Origin of the sequence: Micromonospora antibiotica (assembly GCF_017599305.1) — a bacterium.
Lineage (GTDB): Bacteria > Actinomycetota > Actinomycetes > Mycobacteriales > Micromonosporaceae > Micromonospora > Micromonospora antibiotica.
This window is the reverse complement of record NZ_JAGFWR010000009.1, coordinates 52,993-71,850: the sequence shown is the minus strand read 5'-3', so window position 1 is coordinate 71,850 and position 18,858 is coordinate 52,993. Positions and strand designations below refer to the sequence as shown.

Here is an 18,858-nt window from a genome sequence, read left to right as displayed (position 1 = left end):
CTCCGGCCGCCCTCGACGGGCGGCCGGAGAACCGGCAGACATAGGAGATAGACGTGATTCAGCAGGAGTCGCGACTGCGCGTCGCCGACAACACGGGTGCCCGGGAGATCCTGTGCATCCGGGTTCTCGGTGGCTCCGGTCGGCGCTACGCGAGCATCGGCGACGTCATCGTGGCCACCGTCAAGGACGCGATCCCGGGTGCCGGTGTGAAGAAGGGCGACGTCGTCAAGGCCGTCGTCGTCCGCACCGCCAAGGAGAAGCGGCGGCCGGACGGCTCGTACATCCGTTTCGACGAGAACGCCGCCGTCATCATCAAGGACGGCGGGGACCCGCGCGGGACCCGCATCTTCGGCCCGGTGGGTCGTGAGCTGCGGGACAAGCGGTTCATGAAGATCATTTCCCTCGCGCCGGAGGTGTTGTGACCGTGAAGGTCAAGAAGGGCGACACGGTCATCGTCATCGCCGGCAAGGACAAGGGTGCCAAGGGTAAGGTCATCGCGGCCTACCCACGGCAGGACAAGGTCCTCGTCGAAGGCGTGAACCGGGTCAAGAAGCACACCCGTATCAGCACCACCCAGCGTGGCGCCAAGACCGGTGGCATCGTCACCCAGGAGGCCCCGATCCACGTCTCGAACGTGCAGGTCCTGGACTCCGACGGGAAGCCGACCCGGGTCGGTTACCGCTTCGACGACAACGGCCAGAAGGTCCGCATCGCGCGTAGCACCGGTAAGGACCTGTGATGACCACGGCTACCGAAACCAAGACCCTGCCGCGCCTCAAGGAGCGGTACCGCAACGAGATCGTGGCCAAGCTGCAGGAGCAGCACAACTTCGGCAACCCCATGCAGGTGCCGCGGTTGGTCAAGATCGTCGTCAACATGGGCGTCGGCGAGGCCGCCCGCGACGCCAAGCTGATCGACGGCGCCGTGCGCGACCTGGCCACGATCACCGGCCAGAAGCCGCAGGTGCGGCGGGCCACCAAGTCGATCGCGCAGTTCAAGCTGCGTGAGGGCATGCCGATCGGCGCGAAGGTGACCCTGCGCGGCGACCGGATGTGGGAGTTCCTGGACCGGCTGCTGTCGATCGCGCTGCCGCGTATCCGTGACTTCCGCGGCCTCGACGGACGCAAGCTGGACGGGCACGGCAACTACACGTTCGGCCTGACCGAGCAGTCGGTGTTCCACGAGATCGACCAGGACCGGATCGATCGCCAGCGGGGCATGGACATCACGGTGGTCACGACCGCCACGACCGACGACGAGGGCCGGGCGCTGCTCAAGCTCCTGGGCTTCCCGTTCAAGGAGAACTGAGATGGCCAAGAAGGCGCTGATCCTCAAGGCCGCCGCGAAGCCGAAGTTCTCGGTTCGCGCGTACACCCGCTGCCAGCGGTGCGGGCGTCCGAAGGCGGTCTACCGCAAGTTCGGTCTCTGCCGGGTGTGCATCCGGGAGATGGCCCACCGCGGTGAGCTGCCCGGCGTGTCCAAGGCTTCCTGGTAATAGCCCGGCGCGCTTCGCGCGTCAGCTGAACTGTCTCTTCGCCGTAGGCCCCGGGCCGTGCCCGGGGAACCCCGGCGAGAAAGGTTGACGAATTTCATGACGATGACCGACCCGATCGCAGACATGCTCACGCGTCTGCGTAACGCCAACCAGGCGTACCACGACCGGGTGACGATGCCCTACTCGAAGATCAAGGCGAACATCGCCGAGGTCCTCAAGGCCGAGGGTTACATCGCCACCTGGTTGGTCGAGGAGCCCGAAGAGGGTGCCGTCGGCAAGCGACTGGTCGTCGAGCTGAAGTACGGCCAGAACCGGGAGCGGAGCCTGGCCGGCATCAAGCGCGTGTCCAAGCCCGGTCTCCGGGTGTACGCCAAGTCGGACGGGCTCCCGCGGGTGCTCGGCGGGCTGGGCGTGGCGATCATTTCGACGTCCCAGGGGCTGCTCACCGACCGGCAGGCCCGCAAGCGGAGCGTTGGCGGGGAAGTCCTCGCCTTCGTCTGGTAACGGGAGACAGGTAGAAATGTCGCGTATTGGACGTAAGTCGATCCCGGTGCCTTCCGGCGTCGACATCACGATCGAGGGCCAGACCGTCAAGGTCAAGGGCCCCAAGGGCGAGCTGTCGCACACGCTCGCCGAGCCGATCAAGGCGGAGCGGGGCGAGGACGGCCAGTTGCACGTCAACCGGCCGAACGACGAGCGCAAGGCCAAGGAACTGCACGGCCTGAGCCGTACCCTGGTCGCCAACATGATCGTCGGCGTGACCGAGGGCTACCGCAAGAGCCTGGAGATCGCCGGCACCGGTTACCGGGTCACGGCCAAGGGCAAGGACCTCGAGTTCGCGCTCGGGTTCTCGCACCCGGTGCTGGTCCCCGCGCCGGACGGCATCACCTTCACGGTGGAGCGGCCGACCCTGTTCCACGTGGCCGGCATCGACAAGCAGCAGGTCGGTGAGGTCGCCGCCAACATCCGGAAGATCCGCCCGCCGGAGCCCTACAAGGGCAAGGGCGTCAAGTACCAGGGCGAGGTCATCCGCCGCAAGGCCGGAAAGGCAGGTAAGAAGTGAGCGCCACGCTGCTCAAGCGCCGCCGCGGCGTCGCCGCCAAGCGCGCCGTCGGCCGTGCGCGTCGACACTTCCGGGTCCGCAAGAACGTCAGCGGCACCGCCGAGCGTCCCCGCCTGGTGGTCACCCGCTCCCTGCGGCACATCGTCGCCCAGATCGTCGACGACACCAAGGGTCACACCCTGGCGTCGGCCTCGACCCTGGACGCGTCGCTGCGCGGTACGGACGGCGACAAGAGCGCCCTGGCCGGCAAGGTCGGCGGTCTGCTCGCCGAGCGGGCCAAGGCGGCCGGTGTGTCCAAGGTCGTCTTCGACCGCGGTGGCAACCGGTACGCGGGGCGGGTCGCCGCGCTTGCCGACGCCGCCCGCGAAGCCGGGCTCGAGTTCTAGAAACCCCGTCACGAGAGATAAGGAAGGCTGCTGATGCCAGGTCAACAGCGCCGTGGCGGCGGGTCCGGTGGCAACGAGGGTGGTCGCCGCGACAACCGCCGTGAGGGCGGCCGCGGAAACGCGCCCGTCGAGAAGACCCCGCACCTCGAGCGGGTCGTCGCGATCAACCGCGTCGCCAAGGTCGTGAAGGGTGGTCGTCGCTTCAGCTTCACCGCCCTGGTGATCGTGGGCGACGGCGACGGCACGGTCGGCGTGGGCTACGGGAAGGCCAAGGAGGTGCCCGCGGCGATCGCCAAGGGCGTCGAGGAGGCCAAGAAGCACTTCTTCAAGGTGCCGCGGATCGGTCAGTCGATCCCGCACCCGATCCAGGGTGAGGCCGCGGCCGGCGTCGTGCTGCTCAAGCCGGCGTCCGCCGGTACCGGCGTCATCGCCGGTGGCCCGGTGCGTGCCGTGCTGGAGTGCGCGGGCATCCACGACGTGCTCTCCAAGAGCCTCGGCTCGTCCAACCCCATCAACATCGTGCACGCCACGGTGGCGGCGCTGAAGGGGCTCGAGTCCCCGGAGGCCGTCGCGGCCCGTCGTGGCCTGCCGGTCGAGGACGTCGCGCCGGCCGCCATGCTGGCGTCGCGGGCGGGGGTGGCGTCCTGATGGCACGCCTGAAGGTCACCCAGCTCCGGTCCGCGATCGGGCGTAAGCAGAACCAGCGGCACTCGCTGCGTTCGCTCGGCCTGAAGCGGATCAACGACGTGGTGGTCAAGGAGGACCGTCCCGAGATTCGGGGCATGATCTTCGCGGTCAGCCACCTCGTGAAGGTCGAGGAGGTCGAGTAATGACGATCAAGGTTCACCACCTGCGTCCGGCCCCGGGCGCCAAGACCGCGAAGACCCGGGTGGGTCGCGGTGAGGGCTCCAAGGGCAAGACCGCCGGTCGCGGCACCAAGGGCTCCAAGGCCCGTAAGAACATCTCGGCGGCGTTCGAGGGTGGGCAGATGCCCATCCACATGCGCCTGCCGAAGATGAAGGGCTTCAAGAACAAGTTCAAGGTCGTCTTCCAGGTGGTCAACCTGGACCGGCTCGCCGAACTGTTCCCCAACGGCGGCCAGGTCGGCCCGCTGGAGCTGGTCGAGGCCGGCGCGGTCCGCAAGGGCCACCCGGTCAAGATCCTCGGCACCGGCGATCTCGGCGGGGTGACCCTCCAGGTGTCGGCGCAGGCGTTCAGCGCGTCGGCCAAGGAGAAGATCACCGCCGCCGGCGGCTCGGTCACCGAGCTGTAGGACAGGCAAACCAGGGCGCCCGCTCAGTTCTCCGTAACTGGGCGGGCGCCCTGGTCTCCCCGGAGCCTGTGCGCCGGGTAACATCGGATTCGGTTTATGTAGCCGGGCACACCTGCCCGGAGCGGGATCGGGCTGTTAGAGTCCCTTCCCAGCCATGGATATCGGGCACTCGCCCGGCACCCACCCCGACCCGCCAGGGACCACCACCGGGCGGCCCGCGCGCAGGAGGAAGAAGTTGCTGTCCGCCTTTCTCAGTGCGTTCCGTACGCCTGACCTGCGCAAGAAGCTGCTGTTCACAGTAGGCATCATCGCGGTCTACCGGCTCGGCGCCACTCTGCCCAGCCCCGGCGTCTCGTACGGCAACGTGCAGAAGTGTCTCGACAGTCTGCAGGGCCAGAACACGGGCGTGCTCAACCTGCTCGACCTGTTCTCCGGCGGCGCGCTGTTGCAGCTCTCGGTCTTCGCGCTGGGCATCATGCCCTACATCACCGCGTCGATCATCCTGCAACTGCTGACAGTGGTCATCCCCCGGCTGGAGCAGCTCCGCAAGGAGGGCCAGGCCGGCCAGGCGAAGATCACCCAGTACACCCGCTACCTGACCCTCGGCCTGGGCATCCTCCAGTCGTCGGCGTTCGTGGCGCTGGCCCGTTCCGGCCAGCTGTTCCAGAACCGCTGCGACCAGTTCCCGATCGTGCCCGAGGGCACCGGCATCCCGGACTGGCTGACCCTCAGCATCCTGGTCATGACGATGACCGCCGGCACCGGCATGGTGATGTGGCTCGGCGAGCTGATCACCGACCGGGGCGTCGGCAACGGCATGTCCGTCCTGATCTTCACCTCGATCGCGGCCCGGCTCCCCAGCGAGGGCTGGAAGATCAAGACCAACGAGGGCTGGGGCAAGTTCGCCCTGGTGCTCGCCCTGGTCCTGGTGGTCATCACCGCGGTCTGCTTCATCGAGCAGGCGCAGCGCCGCATCCCGGTGCAGTACGCCAAGCGGATGATCGGCCGGCGGATGTACGGCGGCACCTCCACCTACATCCCGCTCAAGGTGAACCAGGCCGGTGTCATCCCGGTCATCTTCGCCTCGTCGCTGCTCTACCTGCCGCAGCTGGCGCTCCAGTTCTTCGACCAGACCGACCCGGGGAAGACCCAGGCCTGGATCCAGAACAACATCGTGCAGGCCGACGCGCCGCTGCACATCGTGATCTACTTCCTGCTGATCATCTTCTTCACGTACTTCTACGTCTCGATCACGTTCAACCCGACCGAGGTCGCGGACAACATGAAGAAGTACGGCGGCTTCGTGCCGGGCATCCGCCCCGGCAAGCCGACCGCCGACTACCTCGACTTCATCCTCAGCCGGATCACCCTGCCGGGCGCGCTCTACCTGGGCATCGTGGCGGTCCTGCCGAACTTCTTCTTCATCTGGCTGAACAGCCAGCAGTTCCAGAACTTCCCGTTCGGCGGCACCGCTGTGCTCATCATGGTCGGCGTCGGTCTGGAGACCGTGAAGCAGATCGAGAGCCAACTCATGCAGCGGAACTACGAAGGGTTCCTGCGGTAGATGCGACTCGTTCTGGTTGGCCCGCCGGGCGCGGGCAAGGGCACACAGGCGGAGTTCGTCGCCGCACACCTCTCGGTGCCGAAGATCTCCACCGGTGACATCTTCCGGGCCAACGTCTCCCAGGGGACGCCCCTGGGGGTCGAGGCGAAGCGGTACATGGACGCGGGCAAGCTGGTTCCGGACGAGGTGACCATCAACATGGTCCGGGACCGGCTCGCCGAGCCGGACGCCTCCGAGGGTTTCCTGCTCGACGGCTTCCCGCGCACCACGCCGCAGGCCGCCGCGCTGGACAAGCTCCTCGCCGACCTGGGCACCGCCCTGGATCTGGTGCTGGAGCTGGTGGTCGACGACGACGAGGTGATCCGGCGGCTTTCCGGCCGGCGCACCTGCCGGGGTTGCGGCAAGATCTGGCACGTCGAGTTCGACGCCACCACCAAGGACGGCATCTGCGACCGGTGCGGCGCCGAGCTGTTCCAGCGCGACGACGACAAGCCGGAGACCATCGCAGCCCGCCTGCGGGAGTACGCCGACAAGACCGCGCCGCTGGTCGACTACTACGGCGCCCAGAACAAGCTGGTCGGGATCGACGCCACCGGCCCGGTGGAGGACGTCACCGTCCGTGCCATCGACGCGCTGCGCTCGTACGGCGGCTGACCGCCCGCCGCAGCCCGGCGGATAGAGTGCGAACAGCGGGGTACGCCACGTGCCCCGCTGTTTCGCTGTGTAATCGGCAACGAAAGGTGACTGCTCCATGCGCCGTGCCCAGCTGGACATCCAGCTGAAGACCTCTGACCAGATCCAGAAGATGCGCGCCGCCGGCCTGGTGGTCGCCGAGGCCCTGCGTCGGATGAGCGCGGCAGTCGCCCCCGGGGTCAGTACGGCCGACCTCGACGCGATCGCCGAGGCGACCATCCGGGAGGCGGGCGCGGTCCCCTCGTTCAAGGGCTACCACGGCTTTCCCGCCTCGATCTGCTCGTCGGTCAACGAGCAGGTGGTGCACGCGATCCCGGCAGCCGACCAGGTGCTCCGGGAGGGCGACCTGATCTCGATCGACTGCGGCGCGGTGCTGGACGGCTGGCACGGCGACGCGGCGGTCACCGTCGGGGTGGGCGAGGTCGACCCGGCGCTGCTGAAGATGGCGTCGGTCGCCGAGGACGCCATGTGGGCCGGGATCGCCGCCGCCGCCCGGGGTGCCGCGAACGGCCGGGGCCGGCTCACCGACATCTCGCACGCCGTCGAGACCGCGGTCCGCCGGGGTGGCCGGTACGGCATCGTCGAGGGCTACGGCGGCCACGGCATCGGCACCGAGATGCACCAGGACCCGCACGTGCTCAACCACGGCCGCCCCGGCAAGGGTCCCCGGCTGGTGCCGGGCATGGCGTTGGCGATCGAGCCGATGATCACGATGGGTTCCCCACGTACCGTCGAATTGTCCGACGGGTGGACGGTGGTCACCCGGGACCGGTCGATGGCGGTGCACGTCGAGCACTCGATGGCGCTGCTGGAGGACGGGGTCTGGGTGCTGACCGCGTTCGACGGCGGACGGGCGCGGCTCGGCGACCTGGTGACCGCCCGGCAGCCTGCCGATTCCCCGGCCACCTGACCGGTCATCACGCCTCTCCGCCCTGCGCCTCTTCGCCCTGCTGGCCCATGAGTAAGGCCCGCTGAGGAGCGTCCGGGCCCGCCCCCTGCCGGGCGCTGTCAGCCTTGTCCGGGCTCCCTCGTCGCCGACCCGGTCGGGGCGTGTCCGGATGGGGGTGTCCGGACGGCGCGGTGCCGAGCTGTGCTCGTCTCGGCGGTTCACGCCGCCATGGTCCGTCTGCGGAGGGCAGCTGCCGAACCAGGGGGCACACCGCCGCCGTCCGCCGCTGCCGCCTGCCGTCCGCCGCTGCCGCTGCCGCTGCGTGAAGCGTGGCCGGCTGTCGTACCGGGCCCGATGGGCCGGTGCCAGTTGACCACCCCGGGTCCTTTCGAGCTGATGGCGTTGACGACTCAACCGTCGGTAGGGGTAAGCACATGAATGTCGAGTGGCAGCCTGAGCAGGGGGAGGACCTCTCGGCGGCGGTCCCTTCCTGACCGAGCCCCTCCTGACCGAGGTGGGGGTGCTGGCTGAATCGCTGATGTCATCAGGTCGAAAGGGCCCGAGGACAGATGCGGTGGGGGAGGGCGGTCACCGGTGGGCGGACGGGCAGCCCCTCGAGTGGAGAGTCGGGCGGCCCGTCGACCGCATGGGGTCGCTACCGGAGGAACCGCCCGGTAGCAGCGGTCGCGCTGGCCGGTGCCGGTGCGGGCGTCGTAGCCGGATGGGCGTCCAGCTGGCCGTGGCCGTGGTGGTGGCCGTGGCCGTGGTGGTGGCTGTGGGTGTGGTGACGGTGGCGGGGCCGTGGTGGTGGGGCCGTGGTGGTGGTCTTGGCGGTGGTGATGGCCGTGGCGGTGGTGATGGCCGTGGCGGTGGTGGCCGAGGTGGTGACTTTGGTGGTGGTGGTGGCGGGGCGGTGGCGGTGGCCGTGGTGGTGGTCTTGGCGGCGGTCGCGGGGTGGTGGCGGTGTGGCCTCTGGTCCGGCAGCCGACCTGTGGCCCGGTGGGCGGTGACGGTTCGGCGGCGGTGGACCCGTGGTGTCATGCTTGCCGGCATGGAGAGGCGGGCCGGCATGCAGGAGCGGGACCGGATGCGGGCGGCGGACACCGACCGGGAGGCGACGGCGGAACGGCTCCGGGTCGCCCTGGAGGAGGGCCGGCTCGACCTGCACGAGTACGACGAACGCCTGCAACAGACGTACGGGGCGAAGACCTACGCGGAACTGGACACCGTCCTGGCTGATCTGCCGGCACCGGCGTCCGCGCAGCGCTCCGCACTGGCCCCGCTCGACCCGCTCAGCCCGCAGGCCCCGCTCGACCCGCTGGCCCCGCCGGTGTCCGGTTCCGGGGCGTCGGTGCCCGACCGGGAGGTGACGCCGGAGCCGCCGGTGACCGGGGGCACCGCAGTAGGTGAGCCGGTACCTGTGGGTGTCGGCTCCCGCCGGTGGCCGGTCGAGGTGTGGGTGCCCTGGCTGCGGGTGGCGGCCCTGCTCACCGTGATCTGGGCGATCTCCTCGGTCGGCAGCCGGGAACTGCTGTTCTACTGGCCGGCATGGGCGCTCGGCCCGTGGGGGGTTCTGCTGCTCCTGCGTACCACTGGCGGGTTCGCCGGCGGTGCTCCCGCCCGGCGGGACCGCCGGCGGGTGGCGCGCGACACGCGGCGGCGCAAGCGCCGCGAGTAGCGCCGCAACGACCGCCGACCGCCGGGCGTTGCGTGGGAGGGTGTGCCCAGTTTCGTCCGGTTGGGTGACACCCCTGGTGGCCGGTTTGGCGACCACCAGTGGGCGGGCGTACACTTTCAGATCGGCGCACAGCGTCCACTCCGGCATGCCCACCCCGCGCTTCGGTGGGAGCCCGGAGCCGCGGCTGGCGCGGGCCCCCGATGACCATCGGGAGGTCCGTGTAAGGCGTTGTGGGCCGTCCGGAGCAACCGACGTCAGGACAGCGGAGTACATGCCGAAAAAAGACGGAGCCATCGAGATCGAGGGTCGGGTCATCGAGCCTCTGCCGAACGCAATGTTCCGGGTGGAGCTCGCGAACGGCCACAAGGTGCTGGCTCACATCAGCGGCAAGATGCGGCAGCACTACATCCGCATCCTGCCGGAGGACCGGGTCGTCGTCGAACTCTCGCCGTACGACCTGACCCGCGGGCGCATCGTCTACCGCTACAAGTAAGCCTGACGGCGGCCGGGAAGTCCCCGTGTCCGTCTTCGACGTCCGGAGTCGCGGTCATCGCGTCGCCGGGCCAGATGGGAAGTAAGGCAACCGTGAAGGTCAAGCCGAGCGTCAAGAGGATCTGCAACAAGTGCCGGGTTATCCGCCGGCACGGCCGGGTCATGGTGATCTGCACCGACCCGCGCCACAAGCAGCGCCAGGGCTGATCCGATTCCGCCGTCCGTGACGAACGGAGGGCGGCGGACCGGTCCGGGTCGCGCAGATCCGACGACAACACGTCACCAGCTCGTCCCAGCCGCGGAACGTACGCATGCGTACCTTCTCGTGGCCAACCCCCGGTCGGAGGCCGGGGCCCGCTCGGGCAGCGGCCGTTCGGTCGCCGGCGCACACCGCGTCGGAGTCGGACAGGTCGGTAGCGGGGTGGGACGGGTCCATACCTCCGCCACACATCACGAGGAGTACGCCCGCACATGGCACGTCTAGTCGGCGTGGATCTCCCCCGCGAAAAGCGGATGGAGATCGCGCTCACCTACATCTTCGGGGTCGGTCGCACCCGTGCCCAGGAGACGCTCGCTGCTACCGGCATCTCGCCGGACAAGCGCGCTCGGGACCTCACGGACGAGGAGCTGGTCCAGCTCCGCGACCACATCGAGTCGAACTACAAGGTTGAAGGCGACCTGCGCCGCGAGGTCGCCGCTGACATCCGCCGCAAGGTCGAGATCGGCTGCTACGCCGGCATCCGGCACCGCCGGGGCCTGCCCGTGCGTGGCCAGCGGACGCGGACCAACGCCCGCACCCGCAAGGGCCCGAAGCGGACCGTGGCCGGCAAGAAGAAGCCCGGCAAGAAGTAATTTCCCAGCCGGGATTCAGGCGAAGAGCCAGCAGTCGATCGAGAACCCATACAGGAGCGCAGAAGACTTATGCCACCTAAGGCTCGTGCCGGAGCCGCAGTCAAGAAGGTCCGGCGCAAGGAACGCAAGAACGTCGCCCACGGGCAGGCGCACATCAAGAGCACGTTCAACAACACCATCGTGTCCATCACGGACCCGACCGGTGCGGTCATCTCCTGGGCCTCCGCGGGCCAGGTTGGCTTCAAGGGCTCCCGCAAGTCGACCCCGTTCGCCGCGCAGCTGGCCGCCGAGGCCGCCGCGCGTCGGGCGATGGAGCACGGCATGCGCAAGGTCGACGTGTTCGTCAAGGGCCCCGGCTCCGGCCGGGAAACCGCCATCCGCTCGCTGCAGGCCGTCGGGCTGGAGGTCGGCCAGATCGCCGACGTCACCCCGCAGCCGCACAACGGGTGCCGTCCGCCGAAGCGTCGCCGGGTCTGAGAGGTTAGAGAGAGATGGCTCGTTACACCGGTGCTGACTGCCGCCGTTGCCGGCGGGAGAAGATGAAGCTGTTCCTCAAGGGCAGCAAGTGCGATGGCCCGAAGTGCCCGTTCGAGTCCCGGCCGTTCCCGCCCGGGCAGCACGGTCGTGGCCGCACGAAGGAGACGGAGTACCTGCTCCAGCTCCGTGAGAAGCAGAAGGCGCGTCGGGTCTACGGCGTGCTGGAGAAGCAGTTCCGCGGGTACTACGAGGAGGCCGTGGCCAAGCAGGCCAAGACCGGTGAGGTCCTCCTGCAGATCCTCGAGTCGCGCCTCGACAACGTGGTCTACCGGGCCGGTTACGCGCACTCGCGGGACATGGCCCGCCAGCTTGTCAAGCACGGTCACTTCACCGTGAACGGCAAGAAGGTCGACATCCCGTCGTACCGCGTCAAGGAGCACGACATCATCGAGGTCCGGGGCAAGAGCAAGGAGCTCACCCCGTTCATCGTGGCGCAGGCCCAGGCCGGCTCGAAGACCGTTCCGGCGTGGCTGGAGGCGATCCCGAGCCAGATGAAGGTCCTGGTGCACTCGCTCCCGGCCCGTCAGGTGATCGACACCCAGGTCCAGGAGCAGCTGATCGTCGAGCTCTACTCCAAGTAGGGCCCGTTGCGGTGGCCCGTCCTGCGGGGCGGGCCACCGGAACAGTTCGTGTCGTGGACGTCATATAGCGGGCGTCCCGGAAGAGAAGAGAAAAGATGCTCATCAGCCAGCGACCGTCTCTCTCCGAAGAGTCGATCAACGAGACCCGTTCCCGGTTCACCATCGAGCCGCTGGAGCCCGGCTTCGGCTACACCCTGGGTAACTCGCTGCGGCGTACGCTGCTGTCGTCCATCCCGGGTGCCGCGGTCACCTCGATCAAGATCGACGGTGTGCTGCACGAGTTCACCACGATCCCCGGGGTCAAGGAGGACGTGGTCGAGCTCGTCATGAACATCAAGGAGCTCTGCGTCAGCTCCGAGCACGACGAGCCGGTCAGCATGTACCTGCGCAAGCAGGGTCCGGGCGACGTCACCGCAGGCGACATCCAGCCCCCGGCCGGTGTCTCGGTGCACAACCCCGACCTCAAGCTCGCCACCCTCAACGGCAAGGGCCGGCTCGACATGGAGCTGACCGTCGAGCGGGGTCGCGGCTATGTGACGGCGGCGCAGAACAAGCAGGCCGGTGCCGAGATCGGCCGGATCCCGGTCGACTCGATCTACTCGCCGGTGCTCAAGGTGACGTACCGCGTCGAGGCGACCCGCGTCGAGCAGCGGACCGACTTCGACCGGCTGATCATCGACGTCGAGACCAAGCCGTCGATGGGTCCGCGTACCGCGCTGGCCTCCGCCGGTTCGACGCTGGTGGAGCTGTTCGGGTTGGCCCGGGAGCTGGACGAGACCGCCGAGGGCATCGACATCGGGCCGTCCCCGCAGGACGCCCAGCTGGCGGCGGACCTGGCCCTGCCGATCGAGGAGCTGGACCTCACGGTCCGTTCCTACAACTGCCTCAAGCGCGAGGGCATCAACTCCGTTGGTGAGCTGATCGGGCGTACCGAGGCCGACCTCCTCGACATCCGCAACTTCGGTCAGAAGTCGATCGACGAGGTCAAGATGAAGCTCGCCGGGATGGGTCTGGGGCTGAAGGACTCGGCCCCGAACTTCGACCCGGCACACGTCGTGGACGCCTTCGGCGAGGCCGACTACGACACCGACGACTATCGCGAGACCGAGCAGCTCTAGTCCGCGCTGCCGCCACACCTGAGGAGCACCAAGCATGCCCACGCCCACCAAGGGCCCCCGCCTCGGCGGCAGCCCCGCGCACGAGCGGCTGATGCTGGCCAACCTGGCCACCGCGCTGTTCCAGCACGGCAAGATCCAGACCACCGAGACGAAGGCCCGGCGGCTGCGTCCGCTGGCCGAGCAGCTCATCACCAAGGCCAAGCGGGGCGACCTCGCCTCGCGGCGGCGGGTGCTGGGCGTCGTCAAGGACAAGGACGTGGTCTACTCCCTGTTCGACCAGATCGCGCCCCGGTACGCCAACCGCAACGGTGGCTACACCCGGATCGTGAAGACCGGCCCGCGCAAGGGTGACGCCGCTCCCATGGCGATCATCGAGCTGGTGGAGGAGCTTCAGGTCGCCGAGCCCAAGGCGAACAAGAAGACCGCCGCCCGCAAGGCCGCCCAGCAGGACAAGGTCGAGGCGCTCGCCCCGGCCGAGGAGACCCCGGCGGCCCCGGCCGACCAGGACTCCGAGGCGCCGGTCTCGGCGTCCGGTGACACCGCCGCCGCCCGCGAGGACAGCGACGAGGCTACCGAGACCGAGGCCACCGAGAAGAAGGCCTGAGCAACGGCAGCACCGTCGGGCCCGGCATCCCTTCCTGGGGTGCCGGGCCCGATGTCGTGAACGGGAGGTACGAGGTGGACGAGCGGATCCGGCTGCGGCTGGACGTCTCGTACGACGGCACCGACTTCTCCGGCTGGGCGGTCCAACCGACCCGGCGCACCGTGGCCGGGGTGCTGGTGGAGACGCTGGATCTGGTGCTCGGGGCGGGTGCCGTCACCGGGTTGACGGTGGCCGGGCGGACCGACGCCGGGGTGCACGCCACCGGGCAGGTCTGCCACCTCGACGTGCCCGTCGTCGTCTGGGCGGAGCACCGGGGGCGGCTGTTGCGCCGGCTGGCCCGGCTGCTCCCCGGTGACGTGCGGGTCCGGGCGATGACCGAGGTGCCCGTCGAGTTCGACGCCCGCTTCTCGGCGACCTTCCGCCGGTACGAGTACCGGGTGACCGACGCACCGTGGGGTGTCGAGCCGTTGCGGCGTCGGGACACCCTCGCCTGGCCCCGACCGTTGGACCTGGGCGCCCTGAACGTCGCGGCGGCCGGGCTGGTGGGGGAGCACGACTTCGCGGCGTACTGCCGGCGCAAGGAGAACGCCACCACCCTGCGTGAGGTGACCCGGCTGGACTGGCGGCGGGACCCGGACGGCATCCTGGTCGCCACCGTGCAGGCCGACGCGTTCTGCCAGGCGATGGTGCGCAGCCTGGTGGGGGCGATGCTGACCGCCGGGGACGGTCGACGCCCGGTCGGGTGGCCGGCGGGGCTGCTGGCCCGGCGGGAACGCTCCAGCGAGGTGACGGTCGCGCCGGCGCACGGGTTGACCCTGGTGGCCGTCGGCTATCCAGACGACCCGGCCGAGTACGCCGACCGCGCCGACCGTACCCGCCGGTTGCGGCTCCCCGTCCAGTCCTGAGGCCGGGGGACGGTCGGGTCCCGGGCGGCGGGATCCCCGTTTCCTCCGGGCCGGGTACGACGCAGGCCCGGCCGCGACGGCCGGGCCTGCGTCGGTGGTCGTCAGTCGCCGGGCAGTTCGTCGGTGTCCGGGTCGCCGGCGCGGGGGGTCGCGGTGGGGGTGGGGGTCTTCCGGTTCCCGGCGTGCGGGGTGGCCGAGGGGCTGGTGGCCTTGGCGGTGGGTTGGTCGACGCTGACGCCGGCTGCCCGGCGGTCCAGGACGCCCTTGTCGAGGTGCAGTTCGACCAGGTCGTAGATGATCTCGCGGACGGTCTGGTCGCCGGCCGGGACGGCACCGGCGTCGTCCCTGGTCACCAGGCAGTAGGCGACGTAGTGGCCGCGCACCTGCCAGGCGACGCGGGCGGCGGCGGTGGCGACCGATTCGGTGTCCTCCCCGGCGGGCATGCCCCGGAACCGGCCGCGCCGGTCGTCGAGCAGGGGGCGGATCCGGTCCCGGACGCGTTGCGCGGTGGCCAGGTCGGTCAGGTTGAGCAGGCCGACGGTGACCAGGTGGTCCTCGTCGGGGGAGCGCAGGGTGGCCCGGACCACCTGGCTGCACCCGAGGGTGACCAGCAGGTCGGCTATCTCGCCGGTGGCCGCGACGGCGCAGTTGGCGTTCGACTGGGTCTTGAGCACCTGGTATTCGTGCCGGTCGACGCCGATGACCAGCTTGCTGCCGGGGAAGACCTCCTTGGCGGTCAACGGCTGCCGGTCGACCTCCCGGGAGTCCAGTGGCCCGTCGGCCTGGTCGTCGGGGGTGGCGGTGCCCGGTGCCGTCGGCGCGGCCTGCCCGTTCGGCGACGTGTCGTCGGTCGGGGTGCGGTCGATGAGCAGGACGGCCCCGCCGAGCCCGCAGAGGCCGAGCAGCATCAGCACGGCGGCCCCGCCGACGACGATCTGCCAGCCGCGGCCACCCCGGCGGCCCCGGCCGTCGCCGGAGCGGCGGGACCTGGCGCGGTCCGGTGCGGACGTCGCGCCGGGCACCTGGACGGCGGACCGGATCGGGACGGGGTCGACCGTCGGCGGGGCCGGTTGGTTGACCCGGGGCAGCGACGGTGCCGGGAAGCGGGACGGGGAGGGCCCGGCCGCCGTGGTCGGCGGGGGCTGGAACAGCGGCAGGTCCGCGTCGGGCCGCGGGTTCTCCTCGAATGCGTCCTCAGCGGACTCGTACCGATATACCATGTCGCCCAGAGTAGGGTTCATTGCCCCTTTAGGGGGTAATAACAGGAAATACGGTCTGCGGCGCGTCGGGTGAGGACGCCGGCCGACGGCAGCCCCGCTCCGGACCGGTGGAACAATGCCCCGGTGACCGGCGACCACTACTTCACCGCGGAGCCCAGCGCCCCGGCCCACCCCCGCGAGGTGGAGTTCCACGTCGCCGGGCGCGACTACGCACTCGCCTCCGCCAGCGGGGTCTTCTCCGCCACCCGGCTCGACCCCGGCACCGCCGTCCTGCTGCGCAAGGCCGACCTGCCGACCGCCGCCACCGGTGGCCACCTGCTCGACATCGGCTCCGGGTTCGGCCCGATCAGCTGCGTGCTGGCCGACCTCGCGCCGACCGCCACCGTCTGGGCGGTCGACGTCAACGAACGGGCCCGCGCGCTGACCGCCGCGAACGCCGCCCGCATCGACGCCGCCGACCGGGTCCACGCGGTCACCCCCGACGAGGTGCCGGCCGACGTCACCTTCACCCAGGTCTGGTCCAACCCGCCGATCCACATCGGCAAACCCGAACTGCACGGACTGCTGCGCCGCTGGCTGCCCCGGCTCGCCCCGGACGGCGTCGGCTGGCTGGTGGTGGCCCGCCACCTGGGCGGCGACTCGCTGCACCGCTGGCTGCTCGACGAGGGCTTCGCGGTGACCCGGCACGCCAGCCAGAAGGGCTACCGGGTGCTGCGGGTCACCCGGTAATCCGGTGTCGTCCGGGCCCACGCCTCGGGCAGGATGCCCGCGTGGGATACGTGGACGTGGCAGCGGTCGGGCACATCCTCCCGGACGGTCGGGAACTCTTCGCCGACGTGTCGTTCCGGGTCGGTGAGGGGGCCAAGGTCGCCCTGGTCGGGCCGAACGGCGCCGGCAAGACGACGCTGCTGAGGATGGTCGCCGGGGACCTGCCGGTGCGCACCGGCGCGGTCGCGCGGGCCGGCGGGCTCGGCGTGATGCGGCAGTTCATCGGCATGATCGGTGACGACTCGACGCTGGCCGACCTGGCCCTGTCGCTGGCCCCGCCGGCGCTGCGCGACGCCGGCCGCCGGCTCGTCGACACCGAACAGGCCATGCGCGCCGCCGAGCTGCGCGGCAAGTACAGCACCGCAGCCGGCAAGGCCCAGCTGGCGTACGCGGACGCGCTGGCCGCCTGGGGCGAGGCCGGCGGGTACGACGCCGAGGTGCTCTTCGACACCGTCACCACCACCGTGCTCGACCTGCCCTGGGACGCGTCCCGGGACCGCCCGGTGCGGACCCTGTCCGGTGGCCAGCAGAAGCGCTTCGCCCTGGAGCTGCTGCTGCGGGGCACCGACGAGGTGCTGCTGCTCGACGAGCCGGACAACTTCCTCGACGTGCCCGGTAAACGTTGGCTGGAGCAACGGCTGCGCGAGTCCACCAAGTCGGTGCTGTACGTCTCGCACGACCGGGAGCTGCTGGCCCGTACCGCCGACCGGGTGGTCGCCGTCGAGGGGGGCAGCGCCTGGGTGCACCCGGGGAGCTTCGCCAGCTGGCACGAGGCCCGCACCGCCCGGCACGCCCGCCTCGACGAGTTGCGCCGCCGCTGGGACGAGGAGCACCAGAAGCTGCGTGAGCTGATGCTGATGTACAAGCAGAAAGCCGCGTACAACGACGGGCTCGCCTCCCGCTACCAGGCGGCGCAGACCCGGCTGCGCAAGTTCGAGGAGGCCGGGCCGCCACCCGTACCGCCGAAGGACCAGGACATCCGGATGCAGCTGGCCGGCGGGCGGACCGGCAAGCGCGCGGTGATCTGCGAGCAGCTGGAGCTGGACGGCCTGACCTACCCCTTCGACCTGGAGCTGTGGTACGGCGACCGGGTGGCGGTGCTCGGGGCCAACGGCACCGGCAAGTCGCACTTCCTGCGCCTGCTGGCCCGGGGCGGCACCGACCCCGACCCGGCCAACGGCCCGGTCGACGGGGCCGCCGCGCTGGCCCCGGTGGCACACGGCGGGGTGGTCCGGCTGGGTGCCCGGGTCCGCCCGGGGCACTTCTCGCAGACCCACGACCGGCCGGAGCTGATGGCCAAGACCCTGGTCGAGGCGCTGTGGCGGGGCGACGAGCACCGGGCCGGAATGGACCGGCACGCGGCGATGGCGGCGCTGAGCCGCTACGAGCTGGCCGGCCAGGGCGACCAGCGGTTCGGCACCCTGTCCGGCGGCCAGCAGGCCCGGTTCCTGGTGCTGCTGCTGGAGCTGTCCGGGGCGACCCTGCTGCTGCTCGACGAGCCGACCGACAACCTCGACCTGGCCTCGGCCGAGGCGTTGGAGGCGGGACTGGCCGCGTTCGCCGGGACGGTCGTCGCGGTCACCCACGACCGCTGGTTCACCCGCTCGTTCGACCGGTTCGTGCTGTTCCGGGGGGACGGTGAGGTGGTGGAGACCCCGGAGCCGGTCTGGGACGTGGGCTGAGTCACCCACGCGGACCGTGAGGTGCCGACCCCGGCCGGTCGTCGGGCGGGGTCGGGGCCGGTCCGGGCGGCATAGGGTGGATCTCGTGACTGAGATGACCTACCGCCGGTTGGGCGACTCCGGGCTCGTGGTGTCCGTGGTCGGCATCGGCTGCAACAACTTCGGCCGCAAGCTCGACATCGACGGCACCCGGGCGGTGGTCGACGCCGCGCTCGACGCCGGGATCACCTTCTTCGACACCGCCGACATCTACGGCGAGCCCCCGGGGGGTTCCGAGGAACTGCTCGGGCAGGCCCTCAAGGGCCGCCGGGACGACGTGGTGCTGGCCACCAAGTTCGGCATGTCGATGGGCGGGCGCAACGGCCGCGACTTCGGGGTACGCGGGTCCCGGCGGTACGTGGTGCGGGCCGTCGAGGCGTCGCTGCGCCGGCTCGGCACCGACCACATCGACCTGTACCAGCTGCACGAACCCGACCCGGACACCCCGATCGACGAGACGCTCGCCGCGCTGGACGACCTGGTCCGCGCCGGCAAGGTGCGCTACCTGGGCAACTCCAACTTCTCCGGTTGGCAGATCGCCGACGCCGACTGGACGGCGAAGACCCGGGGGCTGACCCGGTTCGTCAGTGCGCAGAACCACTACAACCTGCTCCACCGCGACGCCGAGGTCGAGATCATTCCGGCCTGCGAGCGGTTCGGCCTGGGCCTGCTGCCGTTCTTCCCGCTCGCCAACGGGCTGCTCACCGGCAAGTACCGGCGGGACACCGCCCCACCCGCCGGCAGCCGCCTCTCCGGCGGTGGCCGGTACGCCGAGCGGCTCGCCGCAGCACGCTGGGACACCATCGAGGCGCTGGAGACGTTTGCGGCGCAGCGGGGGCTGACGCTGCTCCAGGTGGCCATCGGCGGGCTGGCCGCCCGACCGGCGGTGGCCTCCGTCATCGCCGGGGCCACCACCGCCGAGCAGGTCCGGGCGAACGCCGCCGCCGGCACCTGGCAGCCCACCGACGACGACCTCGACGCCCTGGACGCCCTGCTCTGACCGACCCGGGTCGGACGCG

27 protein-coding genes are annotated in these 18,858 nt (G+C 70.4%); 26 read left to right on the top strand and 1 reads right to left on the bottom strand.

The window, feature by feature from the left end; all coding sequences use genetic code 11:
- Positions 1 to 53 precede the first annotated feature (53 nt).
- The 23 genes from rplN (at position 54) to truA (ending at position 14,130) form a co-directional block, all read left to right on the top strand.
- A complete protein-coding gene (rplN, locus tag JQN83_RS17435) occupies positions 54 to 422 on the top strand; it encodes a 50S ribosomal protein L14 (protein ID WP_007073026.1) in 369 nt (122 codons plus the stop codon).
- On the top strand, positions 419 to 739 hold the full coding sequence (gene rplX / locus JQN83_RS17430) for a 50S ribosomal protein L24 (RefSeq protein ID WP_208568204.1): 321 nt from the start codon (positions 419 to 421) through the stop codon (positions 737 to 739). Before rplN ends, rplX begins: the two co-directional genes overlap by 4 nt.
- Positions 739 to 1,308 (top strand): 50S ribosomal protein L5, encoded by a 570-nt coding sequence (gene rplE / locus JQN83_RS17425; RefSeq protein ID WP_204957695.1) that lies wholly within the window; start codon positions 739 to 741, stop codon positions 1,306 to 1,308. The genes rplX and rplE overlap by 1 nt, the downstream gene beginning before the upstream one ends.
- A 1-nt stretch (position 1,309) precedes the next feature.
- Positions 1,310 to 1,495, top strand: coding sequence for a type Z 30S ribosomal protein S14 (locus tag JQN83_RS17420; RefSeq protein WP_007073023.1), 186 nt, complete (start codon positions 1,310 to 1,312; stop codon positions 1,493 to 1,495).
- 96 nt (positions 1,496 to 1,591) lie between these two features.
- Positions 1,592 to 1,999: a 30S ribosomal protein S8 gene (rpsH, locus tag JQN83_RS17415; protein WP_067301438.1), complete on the top strand. Its 408-nt coding sequence runs from the start codon at positions 1,592 to 1,594 to the stop codon at positions 1,997 to 1,999.
- Between the two features lie 16 nt (positions 2,000 to 2,015).
- Positions 2,016 to 2,558, top strand: a complete 543-nt coding sequence (rplF, locus tag JQN83_RS17410; RefSeq protein ID WP_208568203.1) for a 50S ribosomal protein L6 — start codon at positions 2,016 to 2,018, stop codon at positions 2,556 to 2,558.
- Positions 2,555 to 2,944: a 50S ribosomal protein L18 gene (rplR, locus tag JQN83_RS17405; protein WP_208568202.1), complete on the top strand. Its 390-nt coding sequence runs from the start codon at positions 2,555 to 2,557 to the stop codon at positions 2,942 to 2,944. Before rplF ends, rplR begins: the two co-directional genes overlap by 4 nt.
- A 33-nt stretch (positions 2,945 to 2,977) precedes the next feature.
- Positions 2,978 to 3,592 carry a 30S ribosomal protein S5 gene (rpsE, locus tag JQN83_RS17400; protein WP_088646996.1) on the top strand — a complete coding sequence of 205 codons (615 nt, stop codon included), beginning with the start codon at positions 2,978 to 2,980 and terminating at the stop codon, positions 3,590 to 3,592.
- The gene (gene rpmD, locus JQN83_RS17395; protein WP_067301451.1) at positions 3,592 to 3,774 is read left to right on the top strand and encodes a 50S ribosomal protein L30; all 183 of its coding nucleotides are present in this window, start codon (positions 3,592 to 3,594) and stop codon (positions 3,772 to 3,774) included. Before rpsE ends, rpmD begins: the two co-directional genes overlap by 1 nt.
- Positions 3,774 to 4,217: a 50S ribosomal protein L15 gene (rplO, locus tag JQN83_RS17390; protein WP_088646994.1), complete on the top strand. Its 444-nt coding sequence runs from the start codon at positions 3,774 to 3,776 to the stop codon at positions 4,215 to 4,217. The genes rpmD and rplO overlap by 1 nt, the downstream gene beginning before the upstream one ends.
- Positions 4,218 to 4,452: 235 nt before the next feature.
- On the top strand, positions 4,453 to 5,781 hold the full coding sequence (secY, locus tag JQN83_RS17385; protein WP_208568320.1) for a preprotein translocase subunit SecY: 1,329 nt from the start codon (positions 4,453 to 4,455) through the stop codon (positions 5,779 to 5,781).
- Positions 5,782 to 6,435: an adenylate kinase gene (locus tag JQN83_RS17380; RefSeq protein WP_208568201.1), complete on the top strand. Its 654-nt coding sequence runs from the start codon at positions 5,782 to 5,784 to the stop codon at positions 6,433 to 6,435. It begins immediately after the preceding gene.
- A 97-nt stretch (positions 6,436 to 6,532) separates the two neighbouring features.
- On the top strand, positions 6,533 to 7,384 hold the full coding sequence (gene map, locus JQN83_RS17375) for a type I methionyl aminopeptidase (RefSeq protein ID WP_208568200.1): 852 nt from the start codon (positions 6,533 to 6,535) through the stop codon (positions 7,382 to 7,384).
- A gap of 794 nt (positions 7,385 to 8,178) precedes the next feature.
- Positions 8,179 to 8,373, top strand: coding sequence for a hypothetical protein (locus JQN83_RS33845; RefSeq protein ID WP_208568199.1), 195 nt, complete (start codon positions 8,179 to 8,181; stop codon positions 8,371 to 8,373).
- Positions 8,374 to 8,414: 41 nt separating this feature from the next.
- Entirely contained in the window at positions 8,415 to 9,041 is a 627-nt protein-coding gene (locus tag JQN83_RS17365) for a DUF1707 SHOCT-like domain-containing protein (RefSeq protein WP_244252669.1), read from the top strand.
- Positions 9,042 to 9,312: 271 nt separating this feature from the next.
- A complete protein-coding gene (gene infA, locus JQN83_RS17360; RefSeq protein WP_007073013.1) occupies positions 9,313 to 9,534 on the top strand; it encodes a translation initiation factor IF-1 in 222 nt (73 codons plus the stop codon).
- A 92-nt stretch (positions 9,535 to 9,626) separates the two neighbouring features.
- Positions 9,627 to 9,740 (top strand): 50S ribosomal protein L36, encoded by a 114-nt coding sequence (rpmJ, locus tag JQN83_RS17355; RefSeq protein ID WP_012184307.1) that lies wholly within the window; start codon positions 9,627 to 9,629, stop codon positions 9,738 to 9,740.
- A gap of 264 nt (positions 9,741 to 10,004) precedes the next feature.
- Positions 10,005 to 10,385 (top strand): 30S ribosomal protein S13, encoded by a 381-nt coding sequence (gene rpsM / locus JQN83_RS17350; RefSeq protein WP_091241981.1) that lies wholly within the window; start codon positions 10,005 to 10,007, stop codon positions 10,383 to 10,385.
- 69 nt (positions 10,386 to 10,454) lie between these two features.
- Complete coding sequence (gene rpsK / locus JQN83_RS17345) at positions 10,455 to 10,862, top strand: 30S ribosomal protein S11 (protein ID WP_030329919.1); 408 nt, start codon at positions 10,455 to 10,457, stop codon at positions 10,860 to 10,862.
- Between the two features lie 14 nt (positions 10,863 to 10,876).
- A complete protein-coding gene (gene rpsD / locus JQN83_RS17340; protein WP_067301470.1) occupies positions 10,877 to 11,503 on the top strand; it encodes a 30S ribosomal protein S4 in 627 nt (208 codons plus the stop codon).
- 95 nt (positions 11,504 to 11,598) lie between these two features.
- Complete coding sequence (locus tag JQN83_RS17335; RefSeq protein ID WP_007073009.1) at positions 11,599 to 12,621, top strand: DNA-directed RNA polymerase subunit alpha; 1,023 nt, start codon at positions 11,599 to 11,601, stop codon at positions 12,619 to 12,621.
- 34 nt (positions 12,622 to 12,655) lie between these two features.
- Positions 12,656 to 13,225 (top strand): 50S ribosomal protein L17, encoded by a 570-nt coding sequence (gene rplQ / locus JQN83_RS17330; protein WP_208568198.1) that lies wholly within the window; start codon positions 12,656 to 12,658, stop codon positions 13,223 to 13,225.
- Positions 13,226 to 13,299: 74 nt separating this feature from the next.
- Positions 13,300 to 14,130, top strand: a complete 831-nt coding sequence (truA, locus tag JQN83_RS17325; RefSeq protein WP_208568197.1) for a tRNA pseudouridine(38-40) synthase TruA — start codon at positions 13,300 to 13,302, stop codon at positions 14,128 to 14,130.
- 101 nt (positions 14,131 to 14,231) lie between these two features.
- On the opposite strand, the gene JQN83_RS17320 is transcribed toward truA, so the two are convergent.
- The gene (locus JQN83_RS17320; protein WP_208568196.1) at positions 14,232 to 15,350 is read right to left on the bottom strand and encodes a hypothetical protein; all 1,119 of its coding nucleotides are present in this window, start codon (positions 15,348 to 15,350) and stop codon (positions 14,232 to 14,234) included.
- 123 nt (positions 15,351 to 15,473) lie between these two features.
- On the opposite strand from JQN83_RS17320, the gene JQN83_RS17315 reads away from it, so the two are divergent.
- The 3 genes from JQN83_RS17315 to JQN83_RS17305 all read left to right on the top strand — a co-directional run bounded on the left by JQN83_RS17315 (position 15,474) and on the right by JQN83_RS17305 (position 18,839).
- Positions 15,474 to 16,079, top strand: coding sequence for a class I SAM-dependent methyltransferase (locus JQN83_RS17315; protein ID WP_208568195.1), 606 nt, complete (start codon positions 15,474 to 15,476; stop codon positions 16,077 to 16,079).
- A 41-nt stretch (positions 16,080 to 16,120) separates the two neighbouring features.
- Positions 16,121 to 17,800 carry an ABC-F family ATP-binding cassette domain-containing protein gene (locus JQN83_RS17310; protein ID WP_208568194.1) on the top strand — a complete coding sequence of 560 codons (1,680 nt, stop codon included), beginning with the start codon at positions 16,121 to 16,123 and terminating at the stop codon, positions 17,798 to 17,800.
- A gap of 76 nt (positions 17,801 to 17,876) precedes the next feature.
- A complete protein-coding gene (locus JQN83_RS17305; RefSeq protein ID WP_208568193.1) occupies positions 17,877 to 18,839 on the top strand; it encodes an aldo/keto reductase in 963 nt (320 codons plus the stop codon).
- Positions 18,840 to 18,858 lie beyond the last annotated feature (19 nt).